This is a genomic window from Acidobacteriota bacterium (assembly GCA_039028635.1).
Taxonomy (GTDB): domain Bacteria; phylum Acidobacteriota; class Thermoanaerobaculia; order Multivoradales; family JBCCEF01; genus JBCCEF01.
The window spans coordinates 1-24,172 of the sequence record JBCCHV010000083.1 but is presented as its reverse complement, the minus strand read 5'-3'; the positions used below and the strand labels follow the sequence as shown (position 1 = coordinate 24,172).

The 24,172-nt window shown below is 66.7% G+C and carries 22 protein-coding genes and 1 rRNA gene; 14 read left to right on the top strand and 9 right to left on the bottom strand.

Features of this window, described 5'->3' with window-relative positions:
• From AAF604_23375 to purM, 3 genes are all read right to left on the bottom strand, one after another.
• Positions 1-287: ribosomal RNA gene (locus AAF604_23375) — 16S ribosomal RNA — on the bottom strand; the annotation flags it as partial.
• Positions 288-796: 509 nt separating this feature from the next.
• On the bottom strand, positions 797-1,411 hold the full coding sequence (purN, locus tag AAF604_23370; GenBank protein MEM7052624.1) for a phosphoribosylglycinamide formyltransferase: 615 nt from the start codon (positions 1,409-1,411) through the stop codon (positions 797-799).
• Entirely contained in the window at positions 1,408-2,460 is a 1,053-nt protein-coding gene (gene purM / locus AAF604_23365; GenBank protein ID MEM7052623.1) for a phosphoribosylformylglycinamidine cyclo-ligase, read from the bottom strand. The genes purN and purM overlap by 4 nt, the downstream gene beginning before the upstream one ends.
• A gap of 207 nt (positions 2,461-2,667) precedes the next feature.
• On the opposite strand from purM, the gene AAF604_23360 reads away from it, so the two are divergent.
• Positions 2,668-2,952 (top strand): hypothetical protein, encoded by a 285-nt coding sequence (locus AAF604_23360; GenBank protein MEM7052622.1) that lies wholly within the window; start codon positions 2,668-2,670, stop codon positions 2,950-2,952.
• A gap of 149 nt (positions 2,953-3,101) precedes the next feature.
• Here AAF604_23360 and AAF604_23355 read toward each other — a convergent pair whose 3' ends face one another.
• Positions 3,102-4,214, bottom strand: coding sequence for a tetratricopeptide repeat protein (locus AAF604_23355; protein MEM7052621.1), 1,113 nt, complete (start codon positions 4,212-4,214; stop codon positions 3,102-3,104).
• A 173-nt stretch (positions 4,215-4,387) separates the two neighbouring features.
• A complete protein-coding gene (locus AAF604_23350) occupies positions 4,388-4,939 on the bottom strand; it encodes a hypothetical protein (GenBank protein ID MEM7052620.1) in 552 nt (183 codons plus the stop codon).
• A gap of 320 nt (positions 4,940-5,259) precedes the next feature.
• On the opposite strand from AAF604_23350, the gene AAF604_23345 reads away from it, so the two are divergent.
• Both AAF604_23345 and asnB read left to right on the top strand, forming a co-directional pair.
• Complete coding sequence (locus tag AAF604_23345; GenBank protein MEM7052619.1) at positions 5,260-5,889, top strand: hypothetical protein; 630 nt, start codon at positions 5,260-5,262, stop codon at positions 5,887-5,889.
• Between the two features lie 287 nt (positions 5,890-6,176).
• The gene (asnB, locus tag AAF604_23340) at positions 6,177-7,850 is read left to right on the top strand and encodes an asparagine synthase B (protein MEM7052618.1); all 1,674 of its coding nucleotides are present in this window, start codon (positions 6,177-6,179) and stop codon (positions 7,848-7,850) included.
• A 243-nt stretch (positions 7,851-8,093) separates the two neighbouring features.
• Here asnB and AAF604_23335 read toward each other — a convergent pair whose 3' ends face one another.
• Positions 8,094-8,456 (bottom strand): hypothetical protein, encoded by a 363-nt coding sequence (locus AAF604_23335; protein ID MEM7052617.1) that lies wholly within the window; start codon positions 8,454-8,456, stop codon positions 8,094-8,096.
• Positions 8,457-8,623: 167 nt separating this feature from the next.
• Between AAF604_23335 and AAF604_23330 the strand changes: the two genes are divergently transcribed.
• The 3 genes from AAF604_23330 to AAF604_23320 are packed head-to-tail and all read left to right on the top strand — an operon-like array spanning position 8,624 to position 10,841.
• Positions 8,624-9,319 (top strand): MerR family transcriptional regulator, encoded by a 696-nt coding sequence (locus tag AAF604_23330; GenBank protein MEM7052616.1) that lies wholly within the window; start codon positions 8,624-8,626, stop codon positions 9,317-9,319.
• Positions 9,316-9,960, top strand: a complete 645-nt coding sequence (locus AAF604_23325; GenBank protein MEM7052615.1) for a hypothetical protein — start codon at positions 9,316-9,318, stop codon at positions 9,958-9,960. The genes AAF604_23330 and AAF604_23325 overlap by 4 nt, the downstream gene beginning before the upstream one ends.
• Positions 9,957-10,841, top strand: coding sequence for a tetratricopeptide repeat protein (locus AAF604_23320; protein MEM7052614.1), 885 nt, complete (start codon positions 9,957-9,959; stop codon positions 10,839-10,841). Before AAF604_23325 ends, AAF604_23320 begins: the two co-directional genes overlap by 4 nt.
• A gap of 7 nt (positions 10,842-10,848) precedes the next feature.
• On the opposite strand, the gene AAF604_23315 is transcribed toward AAF604_23320, so the two are convergent.
• Positions 10,849-13,659, bottom strand: a complete 2,811-nt coding sequence (locus AAF604_23315; protein MEM7052613.1) for a M20/M25/M40 family metallo-hydrolase — start codon at positions 13,657-13,659, stop codon at positions 10,849-10,851.
• 236 nt (positions 13,660-13,895) lie between these two features.
• Positions 13,896-14,843: a cytochrome P460 family protein gene (locus AAF604_23310; protein MEM7052612.1), complete on the bottom strand. Its 948-nt coding sequence runs from the start codon at positions 14,841-14,843 to the stop codon at positions 13,896-13,898.
• Between the two features lie 214 nt (positions 14,844-15,057).
• Here AAF604_23310 and AAF604_23305 point away from each other — a divergent pair, with 214 nt between their 5' ends.
• From AAF604_23305 to AAF604_23285, 5 genes are all read left to right on the top strand, one after another.
• Positions 15,058-16,221 carry a histidine kinase gene (locus tag AAF604_23305; GenBank protein MEM7052611.1) on the top strand — a complete coding sequence of 388 codons (1,164 nt, stop codon included), beginning with the start codon at positions 15,058-15,060 and terminating at the stop codon, positions 16,219-16,221.
• On the top strand, positions 16,218-16,997 hold the full coding sequence (locus tag AAF604_23300) for a LytTR family DNA-binding domain-containing protein (GenBank protein ID MEM7052610.1): 780 nt from the start codon (positions 16,218-16,220) through the stop codon (positions 16,995-16,997). The genes AAF604_23305 and AAF604_23300 overlap by 4 nt, the downstream gene beginning before the upstream one ends.
• Before the next feature lie 137 nt (positions 16,998-17,134).
• Positions 17,135-18,298 (top strand): hypothetical protein, encoded by a 1,164-nt coding sequence (locus AAF604_23295; protein MEM7052609.1) that lies wholly within the window; start codon positions 17,135-17,137, stop codon positions 18,296-18,298.
• Positions 18,298-18,840, top strand: coding sequence for a M91 family zinc metallopeptidase (locus tag AAF604_23290; protein MEM7052608.1), 543 nt, complete (start codon positions 18,298-18,300; stop codon positions 18,838-18,840). Before AAF604_23295 ends, AAF604_23290 begins: the two co-directional genes overlap by 1 nt.
• Before the next feature lie 10 nt (positions 18,841-18,850).
• Positions 18,851-19,477, top strand: coding sequence for a hypothetical protein (locus AAF604_23285; protein MEM7052607.1), 627 nt, complete (start codon positions 18,851-18,853; stop codon positions 19,475-19,477).
• A 66-nt stretch (positions 19,478-19,543) separates the two neighbouring features.
• On the opposite strand, the gene AAF604_23280 is transcribed toward AAF604_23285, so the two are convergent.
• Entirely contained in the window at positions 19,544-20,452 is a 909-nt protein-coding gene (locus tag AAF604_23280; GenBank protein ID MEM7052606.1) for an AraC family transcriptional regulator, read from the bottom strand.
• A gap of 164 nt (positions 20,453-20,616) precedes the next feature.
• Between AAF604_23280 and AAF604_23275 the strand changes: the two genes are divergently transcribed.
• The 3 genes from AAF604_23275 to AAF604_23265 all read left to right on the top strand — a co-directional run bounded on the left by AAF604_23275 (position 20,617) and on the right by AAF604_23265 (position 23,922).
• The gene (locus AAF604_23275) at positions 20,617-21,363 is read left to right on the top strand and encodes a cysteine hydrolase family protein (GenBank protein MEM7052605.1); all 747 of its coding nucleotides are present in this window, start codon (positions 20,617-20,619) and stop codon (positions 21,361-21,363) included.
• 104 nt (positions 21,364-21,467) lie between these two features.
• Positions 21,468-22,262: an AraC family transcriptional regulator gene (locus AAF604_23270; GenBank protein ID MEM7052604.1), complete on the top strand. Its 795-nt coding sequence runs from the start codon at positions 21,468-21,470 to the stop codon at positions 22,260-22,262.
• Positions 22,263-22,362: 100 nt separating this feature from the next.
• Positions 22,363-23,922: a serine hydrolase domain-containing protein gene (locus tag AAF604_23265; protein ID MEM7052603.1), complete on the top strand. Its 1,560-nt coding sequence runs from the start codon at positions 22,363-22,365 to the stop codon at positions 23,920-23,922.
• Positions 23,923-24,172 lie beyond the last annotated feature (250 nt).

Sequence of the window (24,172 nt, the reverse complement as noted above, 5' to 3'; positions counted from 1 at the left end):
GCCTTGGTAGGCCGTTACCCCACCAACTAGCTAATCAGACGCGGGCCCCTCTGGAAGTGCTAGCTTGCAAGCATTGGCCAGCTTTGCTGATGAGATCGCAATCTCAGCAGATTATGCGGTATTAGCTCGAGTTTCCCCAAGTTATCCCCCGCTCCCAGGCAGGTCACCCACGTGTTACTCACCCGTTCGCCGCTCTACTAGTGGCCGAAGCCACGTTCGCGCACGACTTGCATGTGTTAAGCACGCCGCCAGCGTTCATTCTGAGCCAGGATCAAACTCTCCAGTTTAAATCCTGCACCGTCTTCGGCCGAAGCCTCCAACGGCTTATTGAATCGCTTAGCTTCCTCGTTCATCGCCGAAGCGAATCCCGAGGAATTCTCTCGGCTCCGCGTTGCGGAACCAAGGAATTTCAGGTTGTCATCTTCCTCTATTCAGTTTTCAAAGAACCGACGCGCCTCTCGGCGCTCGCCCCGGAGGACGAATCCCGATTCTAACTCTCTCAGGGAATCTGTCAACCCCCATTTCGAGATTTCTTCGCGGCGATACCCGGGGCGCCGAAACGCCCGATGAGAACTCGCTTCCTTGTTCGGGATGCCCCCCGAGGGGGGCTGCAGGACTCACGGCCGAAGCGGTGAGGCGAAGCTTTTCAAAGAGTCCAGCGCGTCAGCGCCTTCGTCGCTCCCCGCGACTCACGTCCCAGGGAAGGCGAACTTTAGGGCAAGGCCTGGGGGCTGTCAAGCCCTTGTCACGACTTTTTTCAGGGAAGCCGGGTCGGATCGCCGAAAACGCCCGTCGATCAAGCCTCGGGCAGCATCGAGAATCGCCGCCCCTCGATCTTCCATCGGCCCGCCAGCAGTCGCGACAGAGCCTCCGGATAGGCGCGATGCTCCTGCTCCAGGATGCGCGCCGCCAAGGAAGCCTCGTCATCGCCGTCCTCGATGGTCACGGCACGCTGGACCACGATCGGCCCGGTGTCCATGCCCTCGTCCACCAGGTGCACCGTGCAGCCGGACACTCGAACCCCGTGGCGCAGGGCTTGGCCGTGGGCGTCGAGCCCCGGAAAGGACGGCAGCAGGCTGGGATGGATGTTGACGATGCGCCGGGAAAAGCTGCGCACGAAGGCGGGTGACAGGAGTCGCATGTAGCCGGCCAGGCAGACCCAATCGACGCCGGCCTGCCGCAGCGCCGCGACCACCCGCTCCTCCTGGTCGGCGCGGTCGCCGTCCGGAGCCTGCGGAATCGCCGCCGTCGCCAGGCCGAGCTCACGCGCCTTCGCCAGGCCGGCGGCCTGCGGCCGATTGCTCACCACCAACGCGATGCGGGCCGACAGGCGACCTTCCTCAATCGCTTGGTGAATGGCGAGGAAGTTGCTCCCTCGCCCTGACAAGAGGATTCCCAGACGGGCGCTCACGAATCTCCGAAGTCGCCTCGATAGGCGACCCCTGGCGGGCCCTCCAGGATCTTGCCGAGCCGTATCGGCGCTTCGCCGGCCGCCTCGAGGGTCGCCATCACGCTCTCGTCTTCGGCCACCACCACCATACCGATGCCGAGGTTGAAGACCTGCAGCATCTCTTCCCAGGCGACCTCTCCGGCGCGCTGCAGGAAGCGGAAGATCTCCGGCACCCGCCAGGCACCGAGATCGACTTCGGCACGACACCCCGCAGGCAGTATGCGCGGCAGATTGTCCGTCAGGCCACCGCCGGTGATGTGAGCGAGACCGGTCAACACCGGATCCGCCAGCAGCGATTGCAAGGCCGCCAGGTAAGAACGATGGGGCGTCAGGAGCTCGGAGGCGACGGTGCCGCCGCCCCAGGGCGCCGCCGTCTCGGGCTCGAGACCGAGACGATCGAAAACGATGCGCCGCACCAGCGAGTAGCCATTGGTGTGCAGGCCGGATGAGGGTAAGCCGATCAACACTTGACCGGGCCGGATGCGACGGCCATCGAGAATCGCTGGCCGATCGACCAGCCCGACGACGAAGCCGACCAGCTCGTAATCCCCAGGCTGGTAGAAGCCCGGCATTTCCGCCGTCTCCCCGCCGAGCAGGGCACAGCCGTTCTCGCGACAGCCGACCGCGACGCCGGAAACCAGCTCGGCCATCGCCGCCGGTTCGAGGACGCCGGCGCCGACGTAATCGAGGAAGAAGAGCGGCCGAGCTCCCTGCACCAGGATGTCGTTGACGCAGTGATTGACCAGGTCGCGACCGACGCCGGAATAGTCCCCGGCCATCCGGGCGACCATCAGCTTCGTACCCACCCCGTCCGCCGAAGCGACGAGGACCGGCTCGCGAAGACCGGTAAGATCGGGGAGAAACAATCCGCCGAAGCTTCCGATTTCCGTGAGCACGCCCGGAGTGTGGGTCGATCGCGCCAGCTCCTTGACGCGATCCAGCGCCCGATCCTGAGCGTCGATGTCAACACCCGCCTCGGCGTAGGCACTGTTTTTCGGTGATCCGGTCATCGGCTCGACCCCCTGAAATCGGGGCGACTATAGCAGGCAGAGCGGCCGGCTCACCAGCGGATCCAGACCTGCTCGCACGGGAGTTTCGGCACCCCTATCCGCAACCCGTTGGATCGAATTGACGCACCCGCGTCACGTGTATAGAGGAATCCCCGGGCCCCGCCGCCATCCGGGCGCCGGAGGACCTGGGGGAGAGGAGGACTCGCGATGAACATCGCGTCTCGATGGATGTTTGTTGTTCTGCTGGTTGTTTTCATCACCCCCGTCACGCTGGGACACTCCGCGCTTCACACGGACTCCGACTCGCCGCAATTGGCCAGTCGAACCGAATCCGGGATCAGTCCAGGATGGCTCGAGGCGCTGCTCGACAGGCTCGCGGCCTGGTTACCAGACCGCGGCGAGTCGAACGACGACGGGGACACCAAAAAACCTGATTCGCAGAACAGCGAGAGCTCCTGCGGACCGGGGGCTGACCCTAACGGTTGCCCATAGCGAAACTGGCGCAAGTCCAGTGATCGGCCGCCCCGGGCCCGAGGGCTCGGTGGCGGCCGTGCCAACCCGCAACCGACTGCCGCCAGCTCAGACCCTGGCGACGGACACCGCGCCTATCCTCGCCAAGGCTTCTGCCGGCCGGGCCGCCCTCAGGTCGAGCGGCCGCTGCGCGTTCCCTCGACCATCCGACGCAGCTCTTCGAGCTGCTGCAGAGCCTCGGCGGCCGTGCAATGGGCCAAGAGCGCCAGCGCCGCCAGGCACTCCCGCCCGACCCCCAGAGCCCGGAAGATGGCCTCCGACTCCGAAGCCAGCGTCCGCAATCGGGTCATGTCGTTGAGGCGCGCATAGATGACCGCCAGGTCGAGACTCACCAACGCCGCCTCGAAGGGCCGCCCCTCCTCCGCGTAGCAACCGCGCAGACGGTCGAAGGCGCGGGCCGCCGGCCGCAAGACGCCGAGCTCGGCGCCGATGCGAGTGGTCAGCCAGTCGAAACGCAGACGATCGAGACGCCGGCCGATGGCGTCGATCAGAGGACGCACCTTGTGGGCGTGCCAGGCCGCCTCCTCGAGGCGTCCGGCCTCGGTCAGCACCAGCACTAGATTGTGGAAGGCGAACAGCTTCAAGCGATCGTCGCTGCTACTCGCCGCCAGCGCCAAGGCGCGCTCGACATAGGGCAGTCCAGGCTCGGGATCACCGGCATAGACGTGGGTCAGTGCCAAGGTCATCAAAGTACGAGCCGTGCCCTCGAGGTCATCGTGGCGATCGAACAGGCGATAGGCCCGGCCGAGCACCTTGATGGCGAGATCGAAGCGCCGCTGGTACTGCGCCAGCGAACCGCGTAACGAGTAGAGCTCGGCCTGGAACAGGGGATCGGCTCCCCCGCGCCCGTAAAGGCGCTCGGCCTCGCTCAGAGCTTCGTCGGCACCGACCAGGTCCGCACCGATGCGCCGCGCGTTGCCGAGCTCGGCCCAAGCCCTCGCTCGCGGCTCGTCGGCGTAGTCACCGGTCAGCGACTGCGACACCAAAACCGCGAGCTCCGCATAGCGCAGGGTCTCGCGCGCCTGGTGACGCTCCTCGCGGCTCTTCTCCACCAACATCTCGCAAACCGATCGGCAGCGGGCAGCCGGCAGGTTGGTCACCAGCAAGCGCCGCTGTCCATCGCTCAAGGGCTCCAGACGACGCAAGACCTCGTAGGCCGCCGCCCGCTCGGCCTGAAACCGCGCCAGCAGGCTGGAAGTCTCGTTGGTGCTGCGATCGAGCACCTCTGCAAAATCCTCTCCCTGGATGACCGTCCGTCCGGACGCGGTCATTCCACAGGTCAAACACCCCTTCAACAAATGACGAACCACAATCCGCCGATCCTCGACCGACGCCGTGCCGGCCGCGAAACGCTCCAAGACGGGAGGTGACGGATGAGGCCCGTTTTCCTTGAGGCTCATCGAATTTCCCTCTCCTCTCCTGAATCTCCCCGATCTCTTAGTGCTTCGTGTCGCCCTTCTGCGGACGAACGAGGCCCACGAGCCAACTCGACGAGCTCTTGACGCACCAGCTCGCCGACCAGGGAACGCAATCCTTCAGGACCTCCCAGCAATCGCTGTTCGGTCTCGTTGATAGCCGCCGTCAGCCGCTCGTCGAGCTCGTCGAGCTGCGCCTTCTGACGCCGCTCGACCCGCTCCAGGTCCTCCGCGATGAGGCCATAGACCTGACGCCGGTCGAGCGTCCAGGTCTCGCCCCCGGCGCCCCCCGGCGCCGGCATTCCCAGGCCATAGAGGCCAGAGAAGAACTCCGCCGGAGTCACCTCGATCGCCGTCAGGATCTCGAGCACTTGTTGCACTTTGAGGGCCGGCGGTCCGGGAGCCAACAGCTGGCTCAGGTATCCCGAAGCCCACCCGAGATGTCCCTCGACCCAGCGCTGAGTCAACCCTCTTTCTCGCAGAAGATCCTTGAGGCGCCAGCTCCAGCGCATGACCTGCTGATTGGCGCTCATTTCAGCCAACGTAACACAAGAAAATATGATGCGACAAAAAGACATCTCGGTATAAGAGAAAGCGACGAATCGAATCCTTGGTGGTATTTTCAGAATGTGCGTTCGTATTCCGATTCATTTCTCTCCCCAGCGACAAACCACGGCCCCGATTCCTCCCTTCGCGACAACGAAACCTGGAATCAAGCATCGGTTCCGGCCCCCGTCAGGGGCTGGCGGCGTCCCGAATCGAGCTCTCGGCTCCACCTCCCTGGATGGAGGACGTCCTCACCCAGAGGACGTTTACGTTCGCCATCGCTTTCTTTCACCGCAAGGGGGGATCCATGCGCCATTCGTTCACTCTGCTGTTGATCGCCATCAGCATCACCGCGACCAGCACCGAGGCCCAAACGGTGCTCCAGAACGACGATTTGGTCGACTTCGGCAGCGCCACCATCCAGGCCGGCTTCGTCGCCGGCGAAAGCGGCGCCTCTTGGCTGACGACGCCCTGCAGCGGCCAGATCACCGCCGTGCGCATCGTCTGGCTGTCCCTCCTCGGTGGCCAGGGCAACACCCTGGGAGAGGCCATCCGGATTCATGAGGCCGGCACCTTTCCCGTGCCGGGCACCTTGCTCGCCGATCTCGCCGGACCGGTGCTGACGGACGGCTTCGAGAACGAGTTCACGCTGCCGGTGCCGATCGCCGTCCAGAGCGGCCAGACCTTCGTCGTCTCGTTCCAGTTCCTCAATGCTCCCCCTGCCCTCGGCCCCAGCCTGGTCACCGACACCAGCGGCTGCATGGTCGGCCGCAACGGCATCTTCGCGATTCCCCCCAGCGCCTGGCTTTCGGCCTGCCTGCTGGGCGTCAGCGGCGACTTCGCCATCCGCGCCGTAGTCGACTGCGGAACGCCGGAAATCTTCACCGACGGCTTCGAGTCCGGAGACACCGACGCCTGGTCGGCGACGGCTCCCTGAGAGCAGCGCAGCGGCTCCCTCCGAGCGATCGATGAAGGTCCGACAGGGCGCGAAGAACCTGTGATGTCGAGCTCCCTCACCTCACAAGGCGAGAAAATCGTCGTTTGCGTATCAGTCGTCCCCGGACACCGCTCGGCGCGTCGGACCGGGGCCCGGCGCGCGACCACGCTGCCGTAGGCTCCGCGCCAGCTCACGACAGGGATTCCCGCGGCACCCTTCGGCGGCCGAATCCGACCCCCTCCTTGGGATCGACCCGGGCCTGCGGCGACCTGCTAGGCTGCGCCCCCATGTGCTCGATCCTCGCCATTCTCGGACTGCGCTCGGACCCCGCTCGCCTGCGCAAACAGGCCCTCGAACAATCGCGGCGAATGCGCCACCGGGGCCCCGATTGGAGCGGTGTTTACAGCGACGAGCAGGCGATCCTGGCCCATGAGCGGCTCGCCATCGTCGACATCCTGCACGGCGCTCAGCCCCTCGAGGACGCCTCCGGCGATCTGGTGCTGGCGGTCAACGGCGAGATCTACAACCACCGCGAGCTCCGTCGGCGACACCCCGAGTTCTCCTATCGCACGGATTCCGATTGCGAGGTGATCCTGGCTCTCTACGAAGCCCACGGAACGGAGCTCCTCGCCCAGCTCAACGGCATCTTCGCCTTCGCCCTCTACGATCGACGCAGAGGACGGTTCCTGATCGCTCGCGATGCCATCGGAGTGATGCCCCTCTACCAGGGTTGGGACGACGACGGGAACTTCTACGTCGCTTCCGAAATGAAAGCCCTGATCGGGATCTGCCGCCGCATCGAGGACTTCCCCCCGGGCCACTTCCTGACCGGCACCGTCGGCGACGAGGTCGGCGAGCCGGAGTCCTTCTACCAACCCTCCTGGCGCTCCTACGAAAAGGTCGCCGAGAAGCCGCCAGCGCTCGATCGCCTACGGCAGGGTCTCGAAGCCGCCGTCGAACGCCAGCTGATGTCCGACGTGCCCTACGGCGTGCTGCTCTCCGGTGGCCTCGACTCTTCGATCATCGCCGCCCTGGCGGCGCGTCACAAGAAGCACCGGGTCGAGACCGGCGGCCGCACCGAGGCCTGGTGGCCGCAGCTCCACAGCTTCGCCATCGGCCTCGAGGGCTCCCCGGACCTGCGCGCCGCGCGGCGCGTCGCCGACGCCCTCGACACCATCCACCACGAGTTCGTCTACACCCTGCAGGAAGGGCACGATGCCCTGCGCGACGTCATCTATCACCTGGAGACCTTCGACGTCACCACGATCCGGGCCTCGACACCGATGTATCTACTGGCCCGTCGCATCAAGTCGATGGGGATCAAGATGGTGCTGTCCGGCGAAGGCGCCGACGAGATCTTCGGCGGCTACCTCTACTTCCACAAGGCGCCGGACGCCCGCGCCTTTCACGAAGAAACCGTGCTCAAGCTCGACCTGCTGCACAAGTACGACTGCCTGCGCGCCAACAAGGCGATGGCGGCCTGGAGCATCGAAGCGCGGGTGCCGTTTCTCGATCGCGAGTTTCTCGATATCGCCATGGCCCTCGACCCGGCGGCCAAGATGGTGGCCGAGGGCCGAATGGAGAAGGACATTCTGCGGCGCGCCTTCGCCGGACTGCTGCCCGAGGAAATCCTGTGGCGCCAGAAAGAGCAGTTCTCGGACGGCGTCGGCTACTCCTGGATCGACTCCCTCAAGGCACTGGCGGAGGCGGAGATCGGCACCGACCGCCTCGGCCGCGCCCACCATCGCTTTCCGATCAACCCGCCGGCCACCTGCGAGGCCTACCTGTACCGCGAGATCTTCGAGTCTCACTACCCCGGCGAGGCACCGGCGAGGTGCGTGCCGAGCGGCGCCAGCATCGCCTGCTCGACCCCCAATGCGCTGGCCTGGGACGAGTCCTTCCGCAACCTCGCCGACCCCTCCGGCCGCGCCGTGCGCGGGGTTCACGACGACAGCCTATGAAATTCAGGGGGGCTGGGCGCCCCCCTCGAGCGCACGCAAATGTCGTGCGCATTCACCCCAATCCAGGGCAGCCCCGTTCACGGCGCCAACGGCGCCGCCTCGCGCTGATCGCGCTCGGAAGCCGTCTGCCGAGTCGCAGACGGCTGCTCTTGGGGAACCGATCTCAAGATGCTCCAAAAGGGAACGGGTGTTCTCCCATCCCTTCGCGCGGCCGGGCTCGGGACTCCTTCCGCCTGTTGGGGCTCATTCCTCGCCGGAGCGGGTGACGGAGGTGTAGACCCCGATCACCTCGCGCTCGGCGAGAGTCGAGCAGCGCTCGAGCACACCGCTGAAGACCCCGTAGGCGGAAGTTTCGTTCATCAAGACCTCGTCGAGGGCTGGCGAGGCGAGGTCGCGCGCCGCGCCACTCCATTCGGAGATCCACAGGAATTCACCGCTCCCGGCGAGCAACTCCTGCCCTTCCAGCACCCCACGACTGATCCGGGTCACCTGGCCGAAGGCACCGTCGGCGGCCGGCAGGAGCTCCTCCTGCAAGAGCTGGCCGAGAGCTTCGGTGCTCTCCGGCGAGGTGGCACGAAAGCGTTCGAGACGAATAGCGATGGTCATGTCGAGTTCCTTTCCGCATCGAGCCGAGGCGAGGTCTTGATCGGCAGCCTCACCCGGCAAGGAATATGAGCTTCGCCAGCCACCGGCGGCCGAGGGCGGAGCTTCGTTACCAAGCACAATTTGCGTAGTGAAGATCTGCACTCTATACTCTTGCCATGACGCTGCGCATGAAACAACTGGTCGAGCTTTCCGGCCTGCCCCGCTCGCTGATTCATTTCTATCTGCGCGAAGGCATCCTGCCGGCAGGCGAGAAGACGGCGCGCAACGCCGCCACCTACTCGTCCCGACACCTGGAGATCCTCGCCGCCCTGGCGCGGCTGCGCGAGCCACCCCTCGGCCCCCTACCGCTGCCGCTGCAGCGCCGGGTCATCGAGCTCTATGAGCGCGGCGTCGAGCTCGAGGTCGCCGTCGCCCTCGAACAGGCGGTGCTCGGAGAAGCCGGCGCGGCCGCCAGCGACGGCCGCCGCTACAGCCCCGAGGAGCTCGCCCAGACCGCCGGCGTCGAGGTCGCCTTCATCAACGAGCTCGAGGCCGTCGGCCTGCTGGTGCCGCCCCCCGGCGAGCGCCCCGCCTTCGACGCCAACGACCTCCAGATCGTCACCCTGTGCCGCGATCTCGTCGCCCAGACCGGCTTACCACTGGAGGTGGCGCGTCCGATCGGCGACGCCATTCGCCAGCTCAGCGCTTACGAAATGTCCCTTCGCAACCGCGCCGTCGCCCGCCTCGACGATCGCCAGGCGGCGCAAGCCAGCCTCGCCATCCAGCAAGGCATCAACATCATCCACAGCTACCTGTTCTACCGCTGGCGTCTGCACGACATCGCCCGCCTGCGCGAGCAGGAACAGTCCGAGGACACTCCATGACGAAACTCCCGATGCCGAGCCGCGAGTGGCGCCTGCTGCTCGTCGGCCTCGGCCTGCTAAGCCTGTTCTGCTACTTCTTCTCGGCGGTCTTCCAGGTCTTCCCCTGGGCGGTGGGCCGCTTCCTGTTCTACTTCTTCGGACCGACCCTCTACCTTTCGGCCCAAGCCGCCCGCGCCCTTCTGCTGGAGGATGGCGAGCGACCGTCGATCGATCTCGGTCTCCGCATGACCGGCCTCTCGGGCTTGATCGTCAGCCTGATGGCGGTGATTCAGGACACCAATTTCACGGTGATGCAAGAGCGCCTCGGCCGCGCCGAAACGGAGGCCGAGCGGGAGCTGCTGACCCAGACCCTGTGGGGCGTCAACAACGTCCAGATCGCCCTCGACATCGCCTTCGACGTCTGGATCTCCACCGGCTGCGTTCTGCTCGCCGTCGGCCTTTGGCGTCACCTCGGAGCGCGCTTCATCGGCGCCCTCGGCATCGCGGCCGCCGGGATGGCCTTGGGACTCAACCTCGCCACCCTGCCGACGCCGCCGGCCGAAGCGGGCCTGTTCGACGGCGGCCCGGCGGTGGCCACCTGGCTCGGTGTGGTGCTCTTCCTCACCGCCAGCCCGGCACTGCGAGCGAGGTGGGCACGATGAAAGCGACCGTCCCCCACATCGCCCTTCTCCTCGGACTCTTGCTACTCACCGGCACTGCCCTGGCGGACGACTCCACGGACCGTGATCGCGCCCGCCAGCTTCTCGACGAAGGCGAGGACGCCGCGGCGCGCAAGCTGGTCGAGTCCATGATCGAACAGCAACCGCAGGACGCTGACCTCTGGGTCCTCCTCGCCACCGCCCATCACCACGCCCTCGAAAAGGCCTCACTGCTGCGCAAACGCCACTGGGCCGGCCAGCAGAAGGGCGCCCTGGAGCAGGCCCTCGACCTCGACCCCAACCACATCGAGGCCCGCGCCGAGCTGGCGGATTTCTACTACTACGCCCCCGGCATCGTCGGTGGCAGCAAGACCAAGGCCGGGCAACAGCTCGCCCTCCTCGAACGAACGTCGCCCTACGATGCCCACTGGCGCCGTGCCCTCCACGCCCGCTCCGAAAACGATCATCAAGGGGCCGTCGACGCCTTCCGAAGCGCCCTCGCGGCACGACCCGGAGACGTTCAGGCCCGCTTCGGCCTCGCCCTCCATCTCGGAGAGCTGGCGAGCTTCGACGAAGCCTTCGAGCTGCACGAAGAGCTGATCGCCGAAGACCCGGAGGGAGTCAAAGGCCCCTACTACCAGATCGGCCGCCTGGCGGTGATCTCGGGGCAGCGCGCTGAGCGCGGCATCGCCTGCCTCGAGCACTACCTCGAGGTCGCCGACAGCCAATCGCGACCGCCCAAGGCCTACGGCCACTGGCGTCTCGGCGCGCTGCTGCTGCGCCAGGGGGACCGCGAGGGCGGCCTGCGCCACCTCAACCGCGCTCTCTACCTGTCGCCCGGCCTCGAAGGCGCCCAGAAGGACCTGCGCGAGGCCGGTGGTTAGACGATCGCTAGCGGCAGATCGAGACGTCGTCGATGCCGCACTCGACGATGTCACCGGCGCTCGTGCCGTCGGAGCACTGCACCCGCAGACGCACCGTCGAGCCCGCCGGCACCGGCGACGTCACCGTCGCCCACGCAGCGTTCGAGGCACTGTCGCCGTTCGAGGCCAGCGCGCTCCAGGTGCCGCCACCGTCGGTCGAGAGCTCGAGGCGGAAGAAGTCGCCGCTGGGATCGTCGCCGCTGTCGCGCTGACCGTGCCAGTAGGCCACCGACAGGGTCGAGGCCTCACCGACGCTCCAGCTCGGCGACACGAAGATGCAGTTGCCGCGATCGACGTCGGCATTGCCGAGGCTGCTGTTGAAGGCGGTGAAGGCCGAAGCGCTGCCGCTGTTCGAGCCCCCCACCTGGGTGATCACGCCGCCACCGGAGCGCTGGCCGGGGTTGCCGATCACGAAGCTGCCGGTGGCGCAGGTGCTGGCGCCGTCGTTGAGCCAACCGCCGGCACCGTTTTCGAACCCCTCCTCGACGCTGCAGGCCGAGCTGCCGACGACGGTGAGGGAGACGCTGTCGGAGGCACTCGCCCCGGCGCTGTCGGTGACCGAGGCGGTCACCAGGTGAGCACCCGAGGAGAGGGCCGAGGCGGTCACCGACGCACCCGAGCCCAGAGCGCCGTCGAGGCTCGACGACCAGCTCAGGGAAGGCGCCAGATCGCCGTCTTCGGCATCGCTGGCGCTGCCCGTGAAGACCACCGTCTCCCCCTCGTCGAAGGAAGCACCCGCGGCCGGCGCCGTGATCGTGACGGTCGGAGCGGCGTTGGCCCCGCTGCTGGTCAACCGCACGCAGCGGAAGGTGGCATCGGCCGCTGAGGCGGCATCGTCGTCGTTGGTGAAGACCAGATACATTGAGCCGGTGTAGGACTGCCCCACCGGTATCGAAAACGTCCGGTAGTCGCCGGAGCCGCCATACTTGGGATTGAAGTCGATGCGCCCGCCACCGGTCCAGTTTTGGGTGCCCCAGAACTGGAAGTGGCGCGCCGCGTCGTTGAGGCTGTCGTTGTCATCGAAGCCGAGGGCGTGGATCTCACCCTGCACCGCACCGCGGAACTCGAACTCGAGCACGCTGCCGCTGTCGACCGTGAATCGGCTGGTCGAGCGCACCCAGGTGTTGCCGGTCAGACGCAGCGCAGCGCCCGCCTCGAGCACCTGCGTGCCGTTCGAGCCGTTCTGGTTCGAGTAGGAAGCCAGCGCCAGACTCGAGAAGTCGAGGGAGCCGGCCGGGCACCCCGGTCCCGGCGCCGGGTCGACGGTCAGGCTCACCGTCGCCGAGTCGCTGGCTCCGGCCGAGTCGGACACCGTCGCCGTCACCAGGTGACTACCGATGGAGAGGCTCGAGGTGGTCACGCTGGCACCGCTGCCGAGGGCGCCGTCGCGGCTCGACGACCAGCTCACGGCCGGCGAGAGGTCGCCATCCTCGGCATCGCTGGCGGAAGCCACCAAGGTCACCGCATCACCCACCGTGAACACCGCACCACCGGCCGGCGAGGAGATCGTCACCTGCGGTGGCGCGTTGCCACCACCGCTGACCAGGCCGGCCTCGACGATAAAGGCCGCCGCCAGGCGGGCGAACTTGAGGGCATGAGAGGCCGTGCCACCGAAGGTCGAAACGGTGTCCGCCGTGGTGTGAATATCGAGGTTGTGCTGGCCGAGAGGGGCTTCGAAGGGAAACGCCGTCGGAAAGCCCTCGTTGAACCACGAGGCGTGGTCGGAGCAGGCGTAGCCGCAATCGTCGGTGGTCCACTGCAGGCTCGGCTGGTAGGTGTCCAGAAGCTGTCCGAGGAAGTTGGTGAGGTCGCTGTCGGTGAAGCGCGTCAGCAGCGCCACGTCCGTCGCCGAACCGTTGAAGGCGGTCATGTCGAGCTGAACCACGCCGACGACGTTGGTGCCGGCGGCGCGAAAGGAGGCGGCAATGTCCTGGGAGCCGCGCAAGCCGACCTCTTCCGCCGCATAGCCCATGAACTTGAGGGTGCGGTCGGGCACGAAGCCCTCGGCGACGGCGGCGCGAATCACCTCGCCGAGCACGGCGATGCCGGAGGCGTCGTCATCGGCACCGGGAGCCGAAAAGTTCGGATTCGAGGTTCCCGGAGCGGTCGAATCGAGGTGAGCGCCGAGCACCAGGACCTCATCCGGCCTGGTCGCACCCTCGAAGGTCAGGATCACCGAGGGTTGCGAGTAGCCGGCATGGTCGAAGAGCTCCACCTGGACATCGCTGCGCCCCTGGGCCGCCGCCTGCCACCGGTCGCGAATCCAAAGGGCGGCGTCGCGGCCGGCAGGGTGAACGTAATAGCGATTCGGAAAGCTGGTCGAAAGCTGGGTGATGGTGTCGAGGATGAGGCTGGCGTCGAGGCGGCCGGCCAGCGCCTGCACCGTCGCCGACTGATCGACATCGAAGGTGACCGCCGCCGGCGCAGCGATACGAGCAGCGCGCTGCAGGGTCTCGAGCGCCTCGGCGCGGGAGCCGTGGACCAGAAAGCCGCCGCAGCGGTGGTACTTGCGGTGAATCAGGGCCGACAGGCGATCGATATCGCCCTTGCGCAGTTGCGTCGCCACCACCCCGGCACGCTCCCCCGCCGCCTGCAAGGGACGATGATCGAAGGAGAACTCGGTGCGCCCGCGCAGTTCCTCGAAGACCTCGCGGTCGACGGTGATCCACAGACCTTCGTCGTCGGTGGCGGAGGAGGTCCAGGCCAACACCGTCAGCATCGCTGCCGAGAGCACAATCCACACAACCTTCGAGCCACCCCAACGCACCCATCGAGCCATGGCGAACACTCCGATTCTCGAGCCACCCCGCGTCAAGGAGTGGCGAATTCCCGGGATGTGAGAGCTCGCGCCGGCCCCGACCGCGGTCTCGCCGCGCTCGCCGTGATTCCCCACATGTCGATTAGAACCAGAGAAAAGATAGCATGTGCGTCAATGTGCACATGAGAGTACCAGCTCACGTCATCAGGGCCGACCGCGGCAGCGGCCGGCCTCGCGACGACGGTCGAGAGCCGAGGTCAGTCGGTCAACGGCAGGAACTCATCGGGATTGGCCAAGAACTCGCCGATACAGCCTTCCGAAGCGAAGCCGTAAAGCTTGCCGTCGTGAACCGCGAACAGGTTCGACTGCACCGGAGCACCGGGAACCACTGGGCAGGTGCGGTTTTGGAAGGCATAGCGCTTCGGGTCCTCGGCGAAGCGCCGGCGACTGGGCTCGCTGACGAATTGATAGCGGAAGGCACCGTGGTCCTCGACGATCTCCGCCTTGCCGAGCTCTTCTTCGCCGGTGGTCAGAAGAACCACCGGATCGAGGCCTTCGATCGCCACCACGCGACCATCATCGTCGGCCTCCGAGGGTGAGGCGGAGGTCGCGCCATCGCCGGCGACGGCGAGACTTCCACCGGCCCGCGCCGCTGCCGTCAGCAAAGGATAGAACTGCACGAAGACGTTGTCCTGGGCGGCATGCTCGCGATGGCAACTGGCGCAGGCCTCAGCGTCGAAAGCAGGCGCCGCCGGGCGCAGGCCATCACGACTGCCGAAGCCGAAGTAGGCCCAGCCACCGGCGAACCGACCACTGTCCTTGACCGCCATCTCGACGCTGCCGAGGGCATCCGCAAAACGTCCCCGCCGGCTGGGGAGAACGCCTTCGCCGGTCGGGTGAAGGAGCAGAGCGAGCATCGTCCCGTCGCGGAATTCCCCGGTGGTGACGTAGTGGTCGTATGCCGTCGGCTCGATCAGGGTGTGGTGAAACATCTCGCGTCCGCTGGCGCCACCTTCGCTGTAGCTCATCCCGAGGGACGAGCCCACCAGCACCCAAGTCCGAAAATCCTGTGGCAAGAGCAGATCGCCGGCGGCATCGTAGGCGGGCCGAACGAGCGCCTCGCGCCCCTGAGCATCGACCGACCAAGGGAAGAGTGCCGCCCCGGCGAGCAGTGAGAGCATGACCAAGAGGTGGGTTCTTTTCATCGTGGATCCTCCTGCCGAGGATCTTCGCCGGCACCAAGCCGCCTCACCGCCATCAAAGCTGCCAGCGACGACAGCCGGGCAGCCGACGACCGTTCTCGGCGGTGAACCGCGCCGCTCCCACCCACCGCACCGTTCGCCGCCTGATTCGCACCATTCGCTGCACCAGCGTCGCCATCGCCTTGAGCCGCGCCCGCCGGGACCATAGGGTGAAAGCGTGGAAAGCCTGCTCTCACCTCCGGCCGCGGTTCCCATCCCACACCGCCCCTCCAGGGTCTGGCTGCTGCCGATCCTGGCCTTCGCGGCTGCCCTGGCGGCCGCCGTCGTGTCCTCCGAGCAGCTCATGGTCTCGATGTGGGACCACGGCCACGATCGCTGGCGAATTTTCACCTGGCAGCTCTCGACCTGGTCCTTCTGGGCCTTCGCCTCGCCACTCCTGATCGCCGCCGGCGGCCGACTGTTTCGCTCCCGCCCCTGGTGGCGCCGCCTGCCCTCGACCCTCGGCCTCGGCCTCCTTCTGATCAGCCTCCAACTGCTCAGCGTCGCCGCCATCGCCACCCTGCTGCAGCCCTTCGAGCCGGTCGCCCACTACTCCTACGGGCGCTACCTGGTGATTCATCTCGCCAAGCTCGGCGGCTCCAACCTGGTGATCTGCGGCGGCCTTCTCACCCTCGGCCATCTGCTCGCCGGCTACCGCCAGACGCGCCATCTCGAGCTCCAGGAATCGCGCCTCGAAACCGAGCTCGCCCGCGCCCAGCTCGCCGCCCTGCGGCTGCAGATCGAGCCCCACTTCTTGTTCAACAGCCTCAACTCCATCGCCGCCCTGATTCGGCGCGACGATCGCGACGCCGCCCTGCGCGCCGTCCTCGAGCTCGGTGAGCTGCTGCGCAGCACCCTCGAGGGCCAGGGCGAGCAGCTCGTGCCTCTCGCCGATGAATGGGTCTTCGTCGAGCGCTACATTCACCTGCAGCGTCTGCGCTTTGCCGACCGGCTGCAGGTCACCAGTCGGCTGCACGACGGCGCCGAGACTGCCCTGGTGCCACCGCTGCTGCTCCAGCCGCTAGTCGAGAACGCCCTCGAGCACGGCCTGCGCCGCCGCCGCGAGCCGCTGCAGCTCGAGCTCTCTGCCCAGTCGATCGCGGACCGGTTGCGCATCGTGGTGCGGGACGACGGCCCCGGCCTGCCGCCGGAGTTCGACCTCGAACGCGACCAAGGGGTCGGCCTCGGCAACCTGCGGTCACGGCTCCACCACCTCTTCGGCGAAGCCGCCGAGCTTCGTATCGAGGCCCTCGAGCCGGGTGTCCAGGTGACCATCGAGCTTCCCGACCAGCGACCTCCCGAGACGACCCGCGGCCGAGCTTCGGACATCGCTCAGCGATGAGCCCATTGCGAGTCCTGATCGTCGACGACGAGCCGCTGGCCCGGGAAACCCTGCAACAGATGGTTTCGGAGATCCCGGAGCTCACCCTGGTGGGCGAAGCCCGCGATGGCCAGGAGGCGCTGATCGCAATTGCCAACCGGCGCCCGGATATCGTGCTGCTCGACATCGAGATGCCCGGCAGCAGCGGTCTCGCCACCGCCGAAGCGCTGCGCCAGGGCGCCCTGCCGGTGTTCATCTTCGTCACCGCCTACGACGCCTACGCCTGCCAAGCCTTCGAGGTCGAAGCCCTCGACTATGTCCTCAAGCCGGTTTCCGAGGAGCGCCTGCAGCGCGCCCTGGAGCGCGCCCGCCAGCGGGTTCTCGAGCACCAGCTACGAGAGGCAGCGCAACGCTTGACGACTCCGGCCACTCGCCCGCCGGCTCCCACCGCCACCTACCTCGAGCGCATCCCGATTCGCAACCAGGGACGATCCCGGCTGGTCGAAACGCGAGAACTGCTGTGGATCGAGAGCCAGGACTACTACGTGCGGCTCCACACTCGCCGCGGCAGCCCACTGCTGCGCACCACCCTCTCGGCACTCACCGAGCGCCTCGATCCGCAGCGCTTCCTGCGCATTCACCGCGGCGCGGTGGTCAACCTCGAAGAAGTCGTCGAGGTGCAGAACCTCTTCCGCGGCCGCCGCCGACTGGTCCTGCGCGACGGCACTGAGCTGATGGTCAGCCGCTCGCGACGCCAGGCAGTGGAGCAGGCCCTGCTGCCGAAGCTGCGGCCCTAGCCCGAACCTGGTGGGCGAGAGGCGCTCTCCGCTATTGAATCCGGCGCCCTAATGCGCTTTTAGGGGCACACATACATCCCCTCGCCGTGAGGGAACGCTTCGAGGCCGCTCCGTCGCGGCACTCGAAAGGAGGATGCATGAGACGAAGCCTCGCCCTACTCGCCGCTGTCGGGCTGCTGATCGGTCTGCTGGCCGTCCCATCGACGGCCGATGATGAGAAGACCCGCACCGGCGTCTTCATCCAGTGGGTTCCGATCAATCTCAAGGTCTTCACGGACAAGTTCAACGGTCGCAACACCTACGCCACCTACAGCGCCCTCGGCAACGCCACCGTGTCGATTCACAGCGGCCGCCTGTGGGTCGACATGCCAGCCTCGCCGAGCGCTGGCGATGGTCTCAAGATGGAGCTGCCGTCGACCGGCACGGGGGTGCGCTGCCTCGACTTCGGCGGCCTCGACATCGCTCCGGCGGCCCTTGGTGCCCGCATGACCTGGGTGTGGTTCGGCTTCGACGATCAGACCGGCGACCGCATCGAGATCCGCCGCGTCGAGATGTGGACCGAGGACGGCGATGGCCTGCGCCAGGACAAACAGTTCAAGATCAAGCACACCAAGGAGAACGGCGAGCCGGTCGAGCACACCGTCGAGGGTAAGGACTGGGACGACGTGGCGAGCAAAAGGTGGGACACCAAGAACAACGGCACCAAGGTGCAGCTCGAGATCGAGTTCAAGGACGGCACCGAGTACAACTCCGATTGGCTCGATCCGCCGGCGAGCACAATCAGCGGCTTCGAGGTCTCCGGAGACGGCTCGGACTTCTCCCTCGACTCGGTGGGCGGCGGGGAGTTCCACACCCAGTCCGTACCGGCCGAGCCGGTGGAGGTCGCCACCTTCGCCGAAGCGCGCTTCAACGCCGTCCCCAACTACTTCATCGGCCAGACCGGAGACGCCGACCTGGTGGTGGTCGCCCGACTGCGCTCGATCGAGCAGCGCACCTCGCCGGTCTCCTTCGACCCGCGGCCGCGGCTGCGCGCCCAGTGGAACGCCGAGACGGTGCTCAAGGGGATCCCCAACGGCGAGCGCTTGACGGTGCTCCACGCCCTGGAGGACGAGCACGGTCGCCTCGGCCTGCGTCCCGGGGACCGCGCCATCCTCTACCTGCGACGGGGCGAGGAGCCGCGCGGCCTCGACCGCGAGTGGTATTGGGACTTCGGTCCGACCGTCGGCCGGGTACCCTTCTCGGACCAGAATTTGCGCGCCGCGGCATCGCGTATTCGGCACTTCTTCCACGGAGGCTCGTGATGAAGCTCAAGTTACTCCTCTTCGGCCTCGCGCTGACCATCGCCCTGCCCGCCGGCGGTGACGTCATCATCTCCGGAACCTCCGAGTTCGTCGGCAAGGTCGAGGACTGCTGGCAGCAGATCATGGACGAGGGGGGCGACGGCGCCCAGACCCTCAATGACCTGCAGTCGTCGAGCAACGACCACGTCATCCGCGAGCGCCCGGGCAAGAACGGCACCAGCTACAACAGCGGCGTCGACGCCACGGTCCCCGAGGCCGGCGGCTCTGGCAAAGGCACCGGCACCACCGTGAAGTGGGATCCCAATCTGACGACGCCGTTTTCCGACTGGGTCAATCGCGATCCCTGCGCCTGCCTGCTCCACGAGCTCAATCACTCCCGCCAGGGAGACACCGGAACCCGCGATGATCGACCGGGCCACAACGGCATCCCGAAGCACGAGATCGATGCGGTGAGCAACGAGAACAAGTACCGCAAGGACAAGGGCCTGCCACAGCGCACCAAGTACAAGGGCAAGGAACTGCCGTCGAGCGCCATCCACTGAGGAAAGAACGATGACGAAAAGAGCACAGATAGTCCTGTCCTTCCTGATCGCCGTCGGCCTCGCCTCGGTGGCCTGGGGCCAAATCACCACCTTCACTCCGGGAACCACCGTCGGCACTCCGACCACCTACCCGATTCAGATCCACCCCCAGAGCATGGTCCAGCTGGCGGGCACCATGTCGCAGAGCAGCTACTCCTGGTGGGAGACGGTCCGCATCGACCTCACCCTGACCAACCAGGGCTTTTCGGCGATCGGCCTGTGCCCCGACTTCGAAGGCAACATTCGAGTGGTGTCCCTCAAGCGCGACGGCGTCGCCATCGCCCCGCGCTTGACCTGGATCGACTTCGACGAGGATCTCGGCTGGATTCTCAACCAGAATCTCGAGACGGTGCCGCGCGGCGGCAGCCTGTCGCTGTCCTGGGAGAGCGGCTATGACCAGGTGAGCGGCGAAGAGGCCCTCGAGGCGGTGATCTTCAACAAGACCACCGACCTGCATCAGGAATCCATCTACCCGATCGGCACCGCCGGCACCTACGAGATCAAGCTGCGCTACCGCTACCCGGCGTCGACGCGTTTCAGTACCCCGGTGTTCACCGGTTCGTCGAACACCATCACCCTCACCTTCACCATTCTCTGAGCTCGACACCCTCCCCGGGGTGGCGCCCCGCCACCCCGGGCGGCCGATCCCGGCCCGCTCCACCACTCAGCCGAAGTTCCCGGAGAGCGCCCGCAAAGCGTTGGGCGCCATGCCGTACTGCTTGCGGAAAGAGCGCGAGAAGTGGCTGCGGCTGGCATAGCCGACGCGCCGCGCCACCGCATCCATCGACAGGGCGCTGCCCCGCTCGAGAAGCTGGCGGGCTCGTTCCAGACGCACCCGCTGCACCAGCGCCATCGGTGGCAGGCCGAACGCCACGGTGAAGCCCTCGGCAAAGGCGGAACGGCTCATCGCCGCCTCCGAGGCCAGCGACTCCACCGTGAAGGGGCGCGCCGGATCCTCGAGGATTCGCTCCAGGACTCGCGCCAGGCGAGGATCCTGGAGGCCCGCGATCCAGGGTAGGCCGCACTCCCCCTGCTGGCACAAGCGGCGCAACAGCAGCACCAGGGCCTGGCTCATCAACGCTGTCTGCATGACACCGCTGCCGGGCCCCGGCTCGCGCTGCTCGGCGAGCAGATCCTCGAACAGGGGACGAGCTCGAGGCATCGCCGAGAGATCCTCGACCAGCGGACGCTCGAGTTGATCGAAAAGCCCGAGGGCACTGCCATAGCGCACCCGCACCAGGCCGCAGGCCACCGTCAGGGCGGCTTCCCCGGGTTCGCCGGCGGCGATCACCCGAACCTCTTCCTGGTCGGCACCCGGTTGGTGCTCGCGCAGCGCTTCACCCTGCGGCCCAATCGCATGCGGTGACCCTTTCGGAATCACAGCCAGAGTCCCGGGAACGAGCGGCCGTTCGCCGCCGTCGGACGCCTGCAGAATCCCGCGCCCTGCGAGCACGAAATGCAGCATGACCGCCGGCGGCCCGGGAAGGCGCAGGCGCCACCCAGAGCTCACCAGGCAGAGGGCGAAAGGCTCCACCTCGACGTCGAGCTTGGCCAGCAAGCGATCGAGCAGCATGGTTCGATGCTACGCCCCAACCTCCGGGAGAGCAATCACGGTCTGGACGATCGAGCCCGAGCCCCGGACCTTCGAGCACGGCAGGGTCCTTACAGTCTCCTGGCAACGTGTTGAAGAAAAAGACACAAACTGCCCAAAGACAAAACACCCAGGAGATAAGACAAATGAGCACGAACCTACTTCGGACCAGCCTCGCCCTGCTCTTGGCCCTGTTCCTCGCCGGCACCGCCCTCGCCCAGCTTCCGGACCCCGGCTTGGAGATCGATCCCGCGCACACCGCAGTCGTCATCACCGATCCACAGAATGATTTCTTGAGCCCCGAAGGGGTGACCTGGAAGCTGGTCGGGCCGAGCGTCACCGCCAACAAGACGGTGGAGAACATCGAAGCTCTGATGAAGACCGCCAAGGCCACCGGCCTCGAGGTCTTCATCTCGCCGCACTACTACTACCCGGCGGACCACGGCTGGCATCACGAGGGGGCGGTCGAGACCATGATGCACGCCATCGGAATGTTCGACCGCAAGGGCCCCCTCATCACCGAGGGATTGAAGGGCTCTGGGGCCGATTGGCTGGAGCGCTACAAGCCCCTGATCAACGACGGCTCGACGGTGGTGGTGAGCCCGCACAAGGTCTACGGACCGGAGACCAACGACCTGATCCTGCAACTCCGCAAGCGCGGCATCTCGAAGGTCATTCTGGGCGGCATGTCGGCCAATCTCTGCACCGAGGCCCACATGCGTGAGCTCCTCGAACAGGGCTTCGAGGTCGCCGTGGTGACCGACGCCACCGCCGCCGCCCAGGCCCCGGAGCTGGATGGCTACGCCGCCGCCCTGACCAACTTCCGCTTCCTCGCCAACACCACCTGGACGACTGCCCAGGCAGTCCAGGAGATGAAGGCTGCCAAGCCGTAGTCGCTGGCCCTTCCTCCACAGGATCGAGGAGGCCGACATCAAGGCGGCCTCCTCGACCCCTCCGCGAGCCGATCGGTGTTCTGAGTCAGTACACTGAAGCATCGATGACTCGCCCCGTACGTCCCACCCAACCCGCGACCCGCCTTTGCCAATGGGCGATCGGCCAAGGCCTCGAGATCGATCTCTTCCACTACACGGGCCGCGCTGCCGACTTCGGCCGACACCACCACGAGTCCTGTGATCTGTCTCTGATCCTGCACGGCGAGCTCCTCGAGCGAACCGGATCGCGCCAGTCCCGGGGTCAAGCCTCGTTCCTCTGCCTCAAACCCGCCGGCTTCGAGCACTCGGACCACTTCGTCGCCGAGACCGAGATTCTTCGCCTACGGATCGATCCCGCCGTTTTCAGATCCGATCTCGAGCTCGCCTCCTACCGCGGCTGGCGTCGTTCCGAAGCCGCGGGCCGACAGCTCTTGCAGTGGGCCCGAGATCTCGTCCGCGAGCAGAACCTCGACGACCCCTCGGGCCGACTGGTGGAGATCCTCGCGGCCACCGACGAACTCCCCGCTCGCCGCCCGCAGCCGCCCTGGATGGGCATCCTCGAAGAGCAGATCGAAGATCGTCTCGACGAGCCCCTGCGAGTTCGCGACCTCGCCCGCGAGCTCGCACTCCACCCAGTGTCGATGGCTCGCGCCGTTCGGCGGGTTCACGGCTGCTCGGTTCGCCGGCTGATCCTGCGTCGGCGCCTCGACCGGGCAACGCGCGAGCTACGGCGCGGCCAGCTTTCGCTGGCCGATGTCGCCACCGCGACCGGTTTCTCCGACCAAGCCCACCTCACCCGCCGACTGGGGGAACACCGCCGCTTCACGCCAGGGGAACTGCGCCGCCTCGGCCGGACCTGAAGCCACCGCCAGGCGGACCAACCGAGCGCCGGGGTTGCGTTCGTTCAAGACAACCGAGTGTCAGCTCACTAAGTTGGGGCGACGAAAGGAGACTTGTCGAATGAACCTCCGCCCCTTTGCCCCTTTCTCTGCCTCCGTCGCGGTCACTGCCACTCTCATCGCTCGTCTTCTACTCGCCATTGCGCTGATGGGCCCAGCGGCCGCCGAGGCCGCCTGCCCTCTCGATGGGTTTCCAGCTCCAGCCGGCGACATCGACCACGCCTACGCCGAAGACCTCGACGCCTTCATCACCGCGTCTCTGCGGTACGTCGGTGCCACGCCGGGGCTGGCCGTCGGCATCGTCGAGAACGACCGGGTCATCTACGCGCGCGGTTTCGGCCGACGCGACCTCGAGGATTGCCAGCCGGTGACCGCCGCCACTCGGTTCTATCTCCTGTCGCTGACCAAGTCCTTCACCGGCATGGCCGCAGCACTCCTTCAGGAGCGTGGAGAGCTCGCTCTCGATCAGCCGCTCACCAGCTTCTTTCCGAACCTCACCATGGCGGCGCCGATCAACCCGGCTCAGACCAGCTTGCGCGACCTCCTGACTCACCGTCCAGGCTTCTGGAACGGTGGCATCAACTACCGATCATCGGCTCCCGGGAACCTCGACGACGCGACCATTCGATACCTGCTCGAGAAGCACTCACGCCCGGCCGCAATCGACTTCACCTACAGCAACCTGGGATATGTGATCGCGGCCGCGGCCATACGCCAAGCCACCGGCAAGGGTTGGCGCCAGCTCCTCGAAGAGGAAATCTTCGCCCGCATCGGTATGGCCGCCACGACCACCGATATCGCAGAAGCCCAGCGACACGAGTTCGCCCGCCCCTACGCCATGCTCCAGGACGGCGGTTTCGAGCCTCGGCCGATCAAAGTCCAGGGCCAGATGCACGCCGCCGGCGGCGCCGTCTCGACCCTCGGGGATCTCTTGCGTTGGGTGCGCTTGAACCTCGCCGAAGGCCGTCTCGACAACCAGCAGGTGATCCCCGCCGCAGTCGTGCGCCAAGCGCACGCACCCCAAATTCAGTACGACTGGAAGTTCGGTGACTACCATCGCTTCGCCTACGGCCTGGGACTGCACAACGCCGACCTCGATGGCGAGCTCACCCTGCACCACTTCGGCGGACCGATCCACCTATCCTTCCAGCCGAGGCGACAACGGGGGCTGGTCGTCCTCTCCGCCGGCCCCGACTCGACCCGCTTCGTCCACCAGCTGGCGGCCCATCTCTACCGACTCCTCGACCGCCCTGCCGACCCACCCGAGGCCGAGGACGTCTTCGCCGAGCTTCACGAGCTCGGCCAGAAGCGGCTGGGCGAGCGGGCCGAGCGCCGTGCGCAGCTCGCCGCCCGCCAAAGCCCCTTGCATCGCCCGGCCGCCTCCTACGCCGGCACCTACCGCAACGACCGGTTGGGCGAGATCCAACTGCTCGACCGCGATGGCGAGGTCGAGCTGCGCTACGGGGTCCTCATCCAGGTGTTGCGGCCTCTCGAGGCCGACACCTTCGCGGCCGACCTTCTACCACTCGGCGGCAGCGTCTCGATTCTCGAGTATCAAGCCGAGGACGGCGGTGCGCTCCTGTGGGGCGAGCGCCGCTTCGACCGGATCGCGGAGCCCTAGCAGACTGCTGAAAAAGCCGCGTGGCGGCTTATTCAGCGCCTGCTGTTTGTTTCAGGGGCGCCCGGCCAGGGGGGCTAAAGGCGCCCCCCTCAGGCGCACGCACATGTCGTGCGCCTTCACCCCTGGCCGGGCGCCCCCGTCCTCGGCGGCTTTGCCGCCGCCTCGCCCCTCGGGCTCGGAAGCTCTTGAAGACCAAAGATGCTCCCAGTCAAGACTTTTTCAGCAGCCTGCTAGCTGTTTGTTCCGAGAG

Coding starts and splice junctions, on each gene's coding strand:
- AAF604_23335 (MEM7052617.1), bottom strand. CDS start 8,456: ATGACCATCGCTATTCGTCTCGAACGCTTTCGTGCCACCTCGCCGGAG.
- AAF604_23345 (MEM7052619.1), top strand. CDS start 5,260: ATGCGCCATTCGTTCACTCTGCTGTTGATCGCCATCAGCATCACCGCG.
- AAF604_23330 (MEM7052616.1), top strand. CDS start 8,624: ATGAAACAACTGGTCGAGCTTTCCGGCCTGCCCCGCTCGCTGATTCAT.
- AAF604_23285 (MEM7052607.1), top strand. CDS start 18,851: ATGACGAAAAGAGCACAGATAGTCCTGTCCTTCCTGATCGCCGTCGGC.
- AAF604_23310 (MEM7052612.1), bottom strand. CDS start 14,843: ATGAAAAGAACCCACCTCTTGGTCATGCTCTCACTGCTCGCCGGGGCG.
- AAF604_23350 (MEM7052620.1), bottom strand. CDS start 4,939: ATGAGCGCCAATCAGCAGGTCATGCGCTGGAGCTGGCGCCTCAAGGAT.
- AAF604_23360 (MEM7052622.1), top strand. CDS start 2,668: ATGAACATCGCGTCTCGATGGATGTTTGTTGTTCTGCTGGTTGTTTTC.
- AAF604_23300 (MEM7052610.1), top strand. CDS start 16,218: ATGAGCCCATTGCGAGTCCTGATCGTCGACGACGAGCCGCTGGCCCGG.
- AAF604_23270 (MEM7052604.1), top strand. CDS start 21,468: ATGACTCGCCCCGTACGTCCCACCCAACCCGCGACCCGCCTTTGCCAA.
- AAF604_23295 (MEM7052609.1), top strand. CDS start 17,135: ATGAGACGAAGCCTCGCCCTACTCGCCGCTGTCGGGCTGCTGATCGGT.
- AAF604_23325 (MEM7052615.1), top strand. CDS start 9,316: ATGACGAAACTCCCGATGCCGAGCCGCGAGTGGCGCCTGCTGCTCGTC.
- AAF604_23315 (MEM7052613.1), bottom strand. CDS start 13,659: ATGGCTCGATGGGTGCGTTGGGGTGGCTCGAAGGTTGTGTGGATTGTG.
- AAF604_23290 (MEM7052608.1), top strand. CDS start 18,298: ATGAAGCTCAAGTTACTCCTCTTCGGCCTCGCGCTGACCATCGCCCTG.
- purM (MEM7052623.1), bottom strand. CDS start 2,460: ATGACCGGATCACCGAAAAACAGTGCCTACGCCGAGGCGGGTGTTGAC.
- AAF604_23280 (MEM7052606.1), bottom strand. CDS start 20,452: ATGCTGCTCGATCGCTTGCTGGCCAAGCTCGACGTCGAGGTGGAGCCT.
- AAF604_23320 (MEM7052614.1), top strand. CDS start 9,957: ATGAAAGCGACCGTCCCCCACATCGCCCTTCTCCTCGGACTCTTGCTA.
- asnB (MEM7052618.1), top strand. CDS start 6,177: ATGTGCTCGATCCTCGCCATTCTCGGACTGCGCTCGGACCCCGCTCGC.
- AAF604_23265 (MEM7052603.1), top strand. CDS start 22,363: ATGAACCTCCGCCCCTTTGCCCCTTTCTCTGCCTCCGTCGCGGTCACT.
- AAF604_23275 (MEM7052605.1), top strand. CDS start 20,617: ATGAGCACGAACCTACTTCGGACCAGCCTCGCCCTGCTCTTGGCCCTG.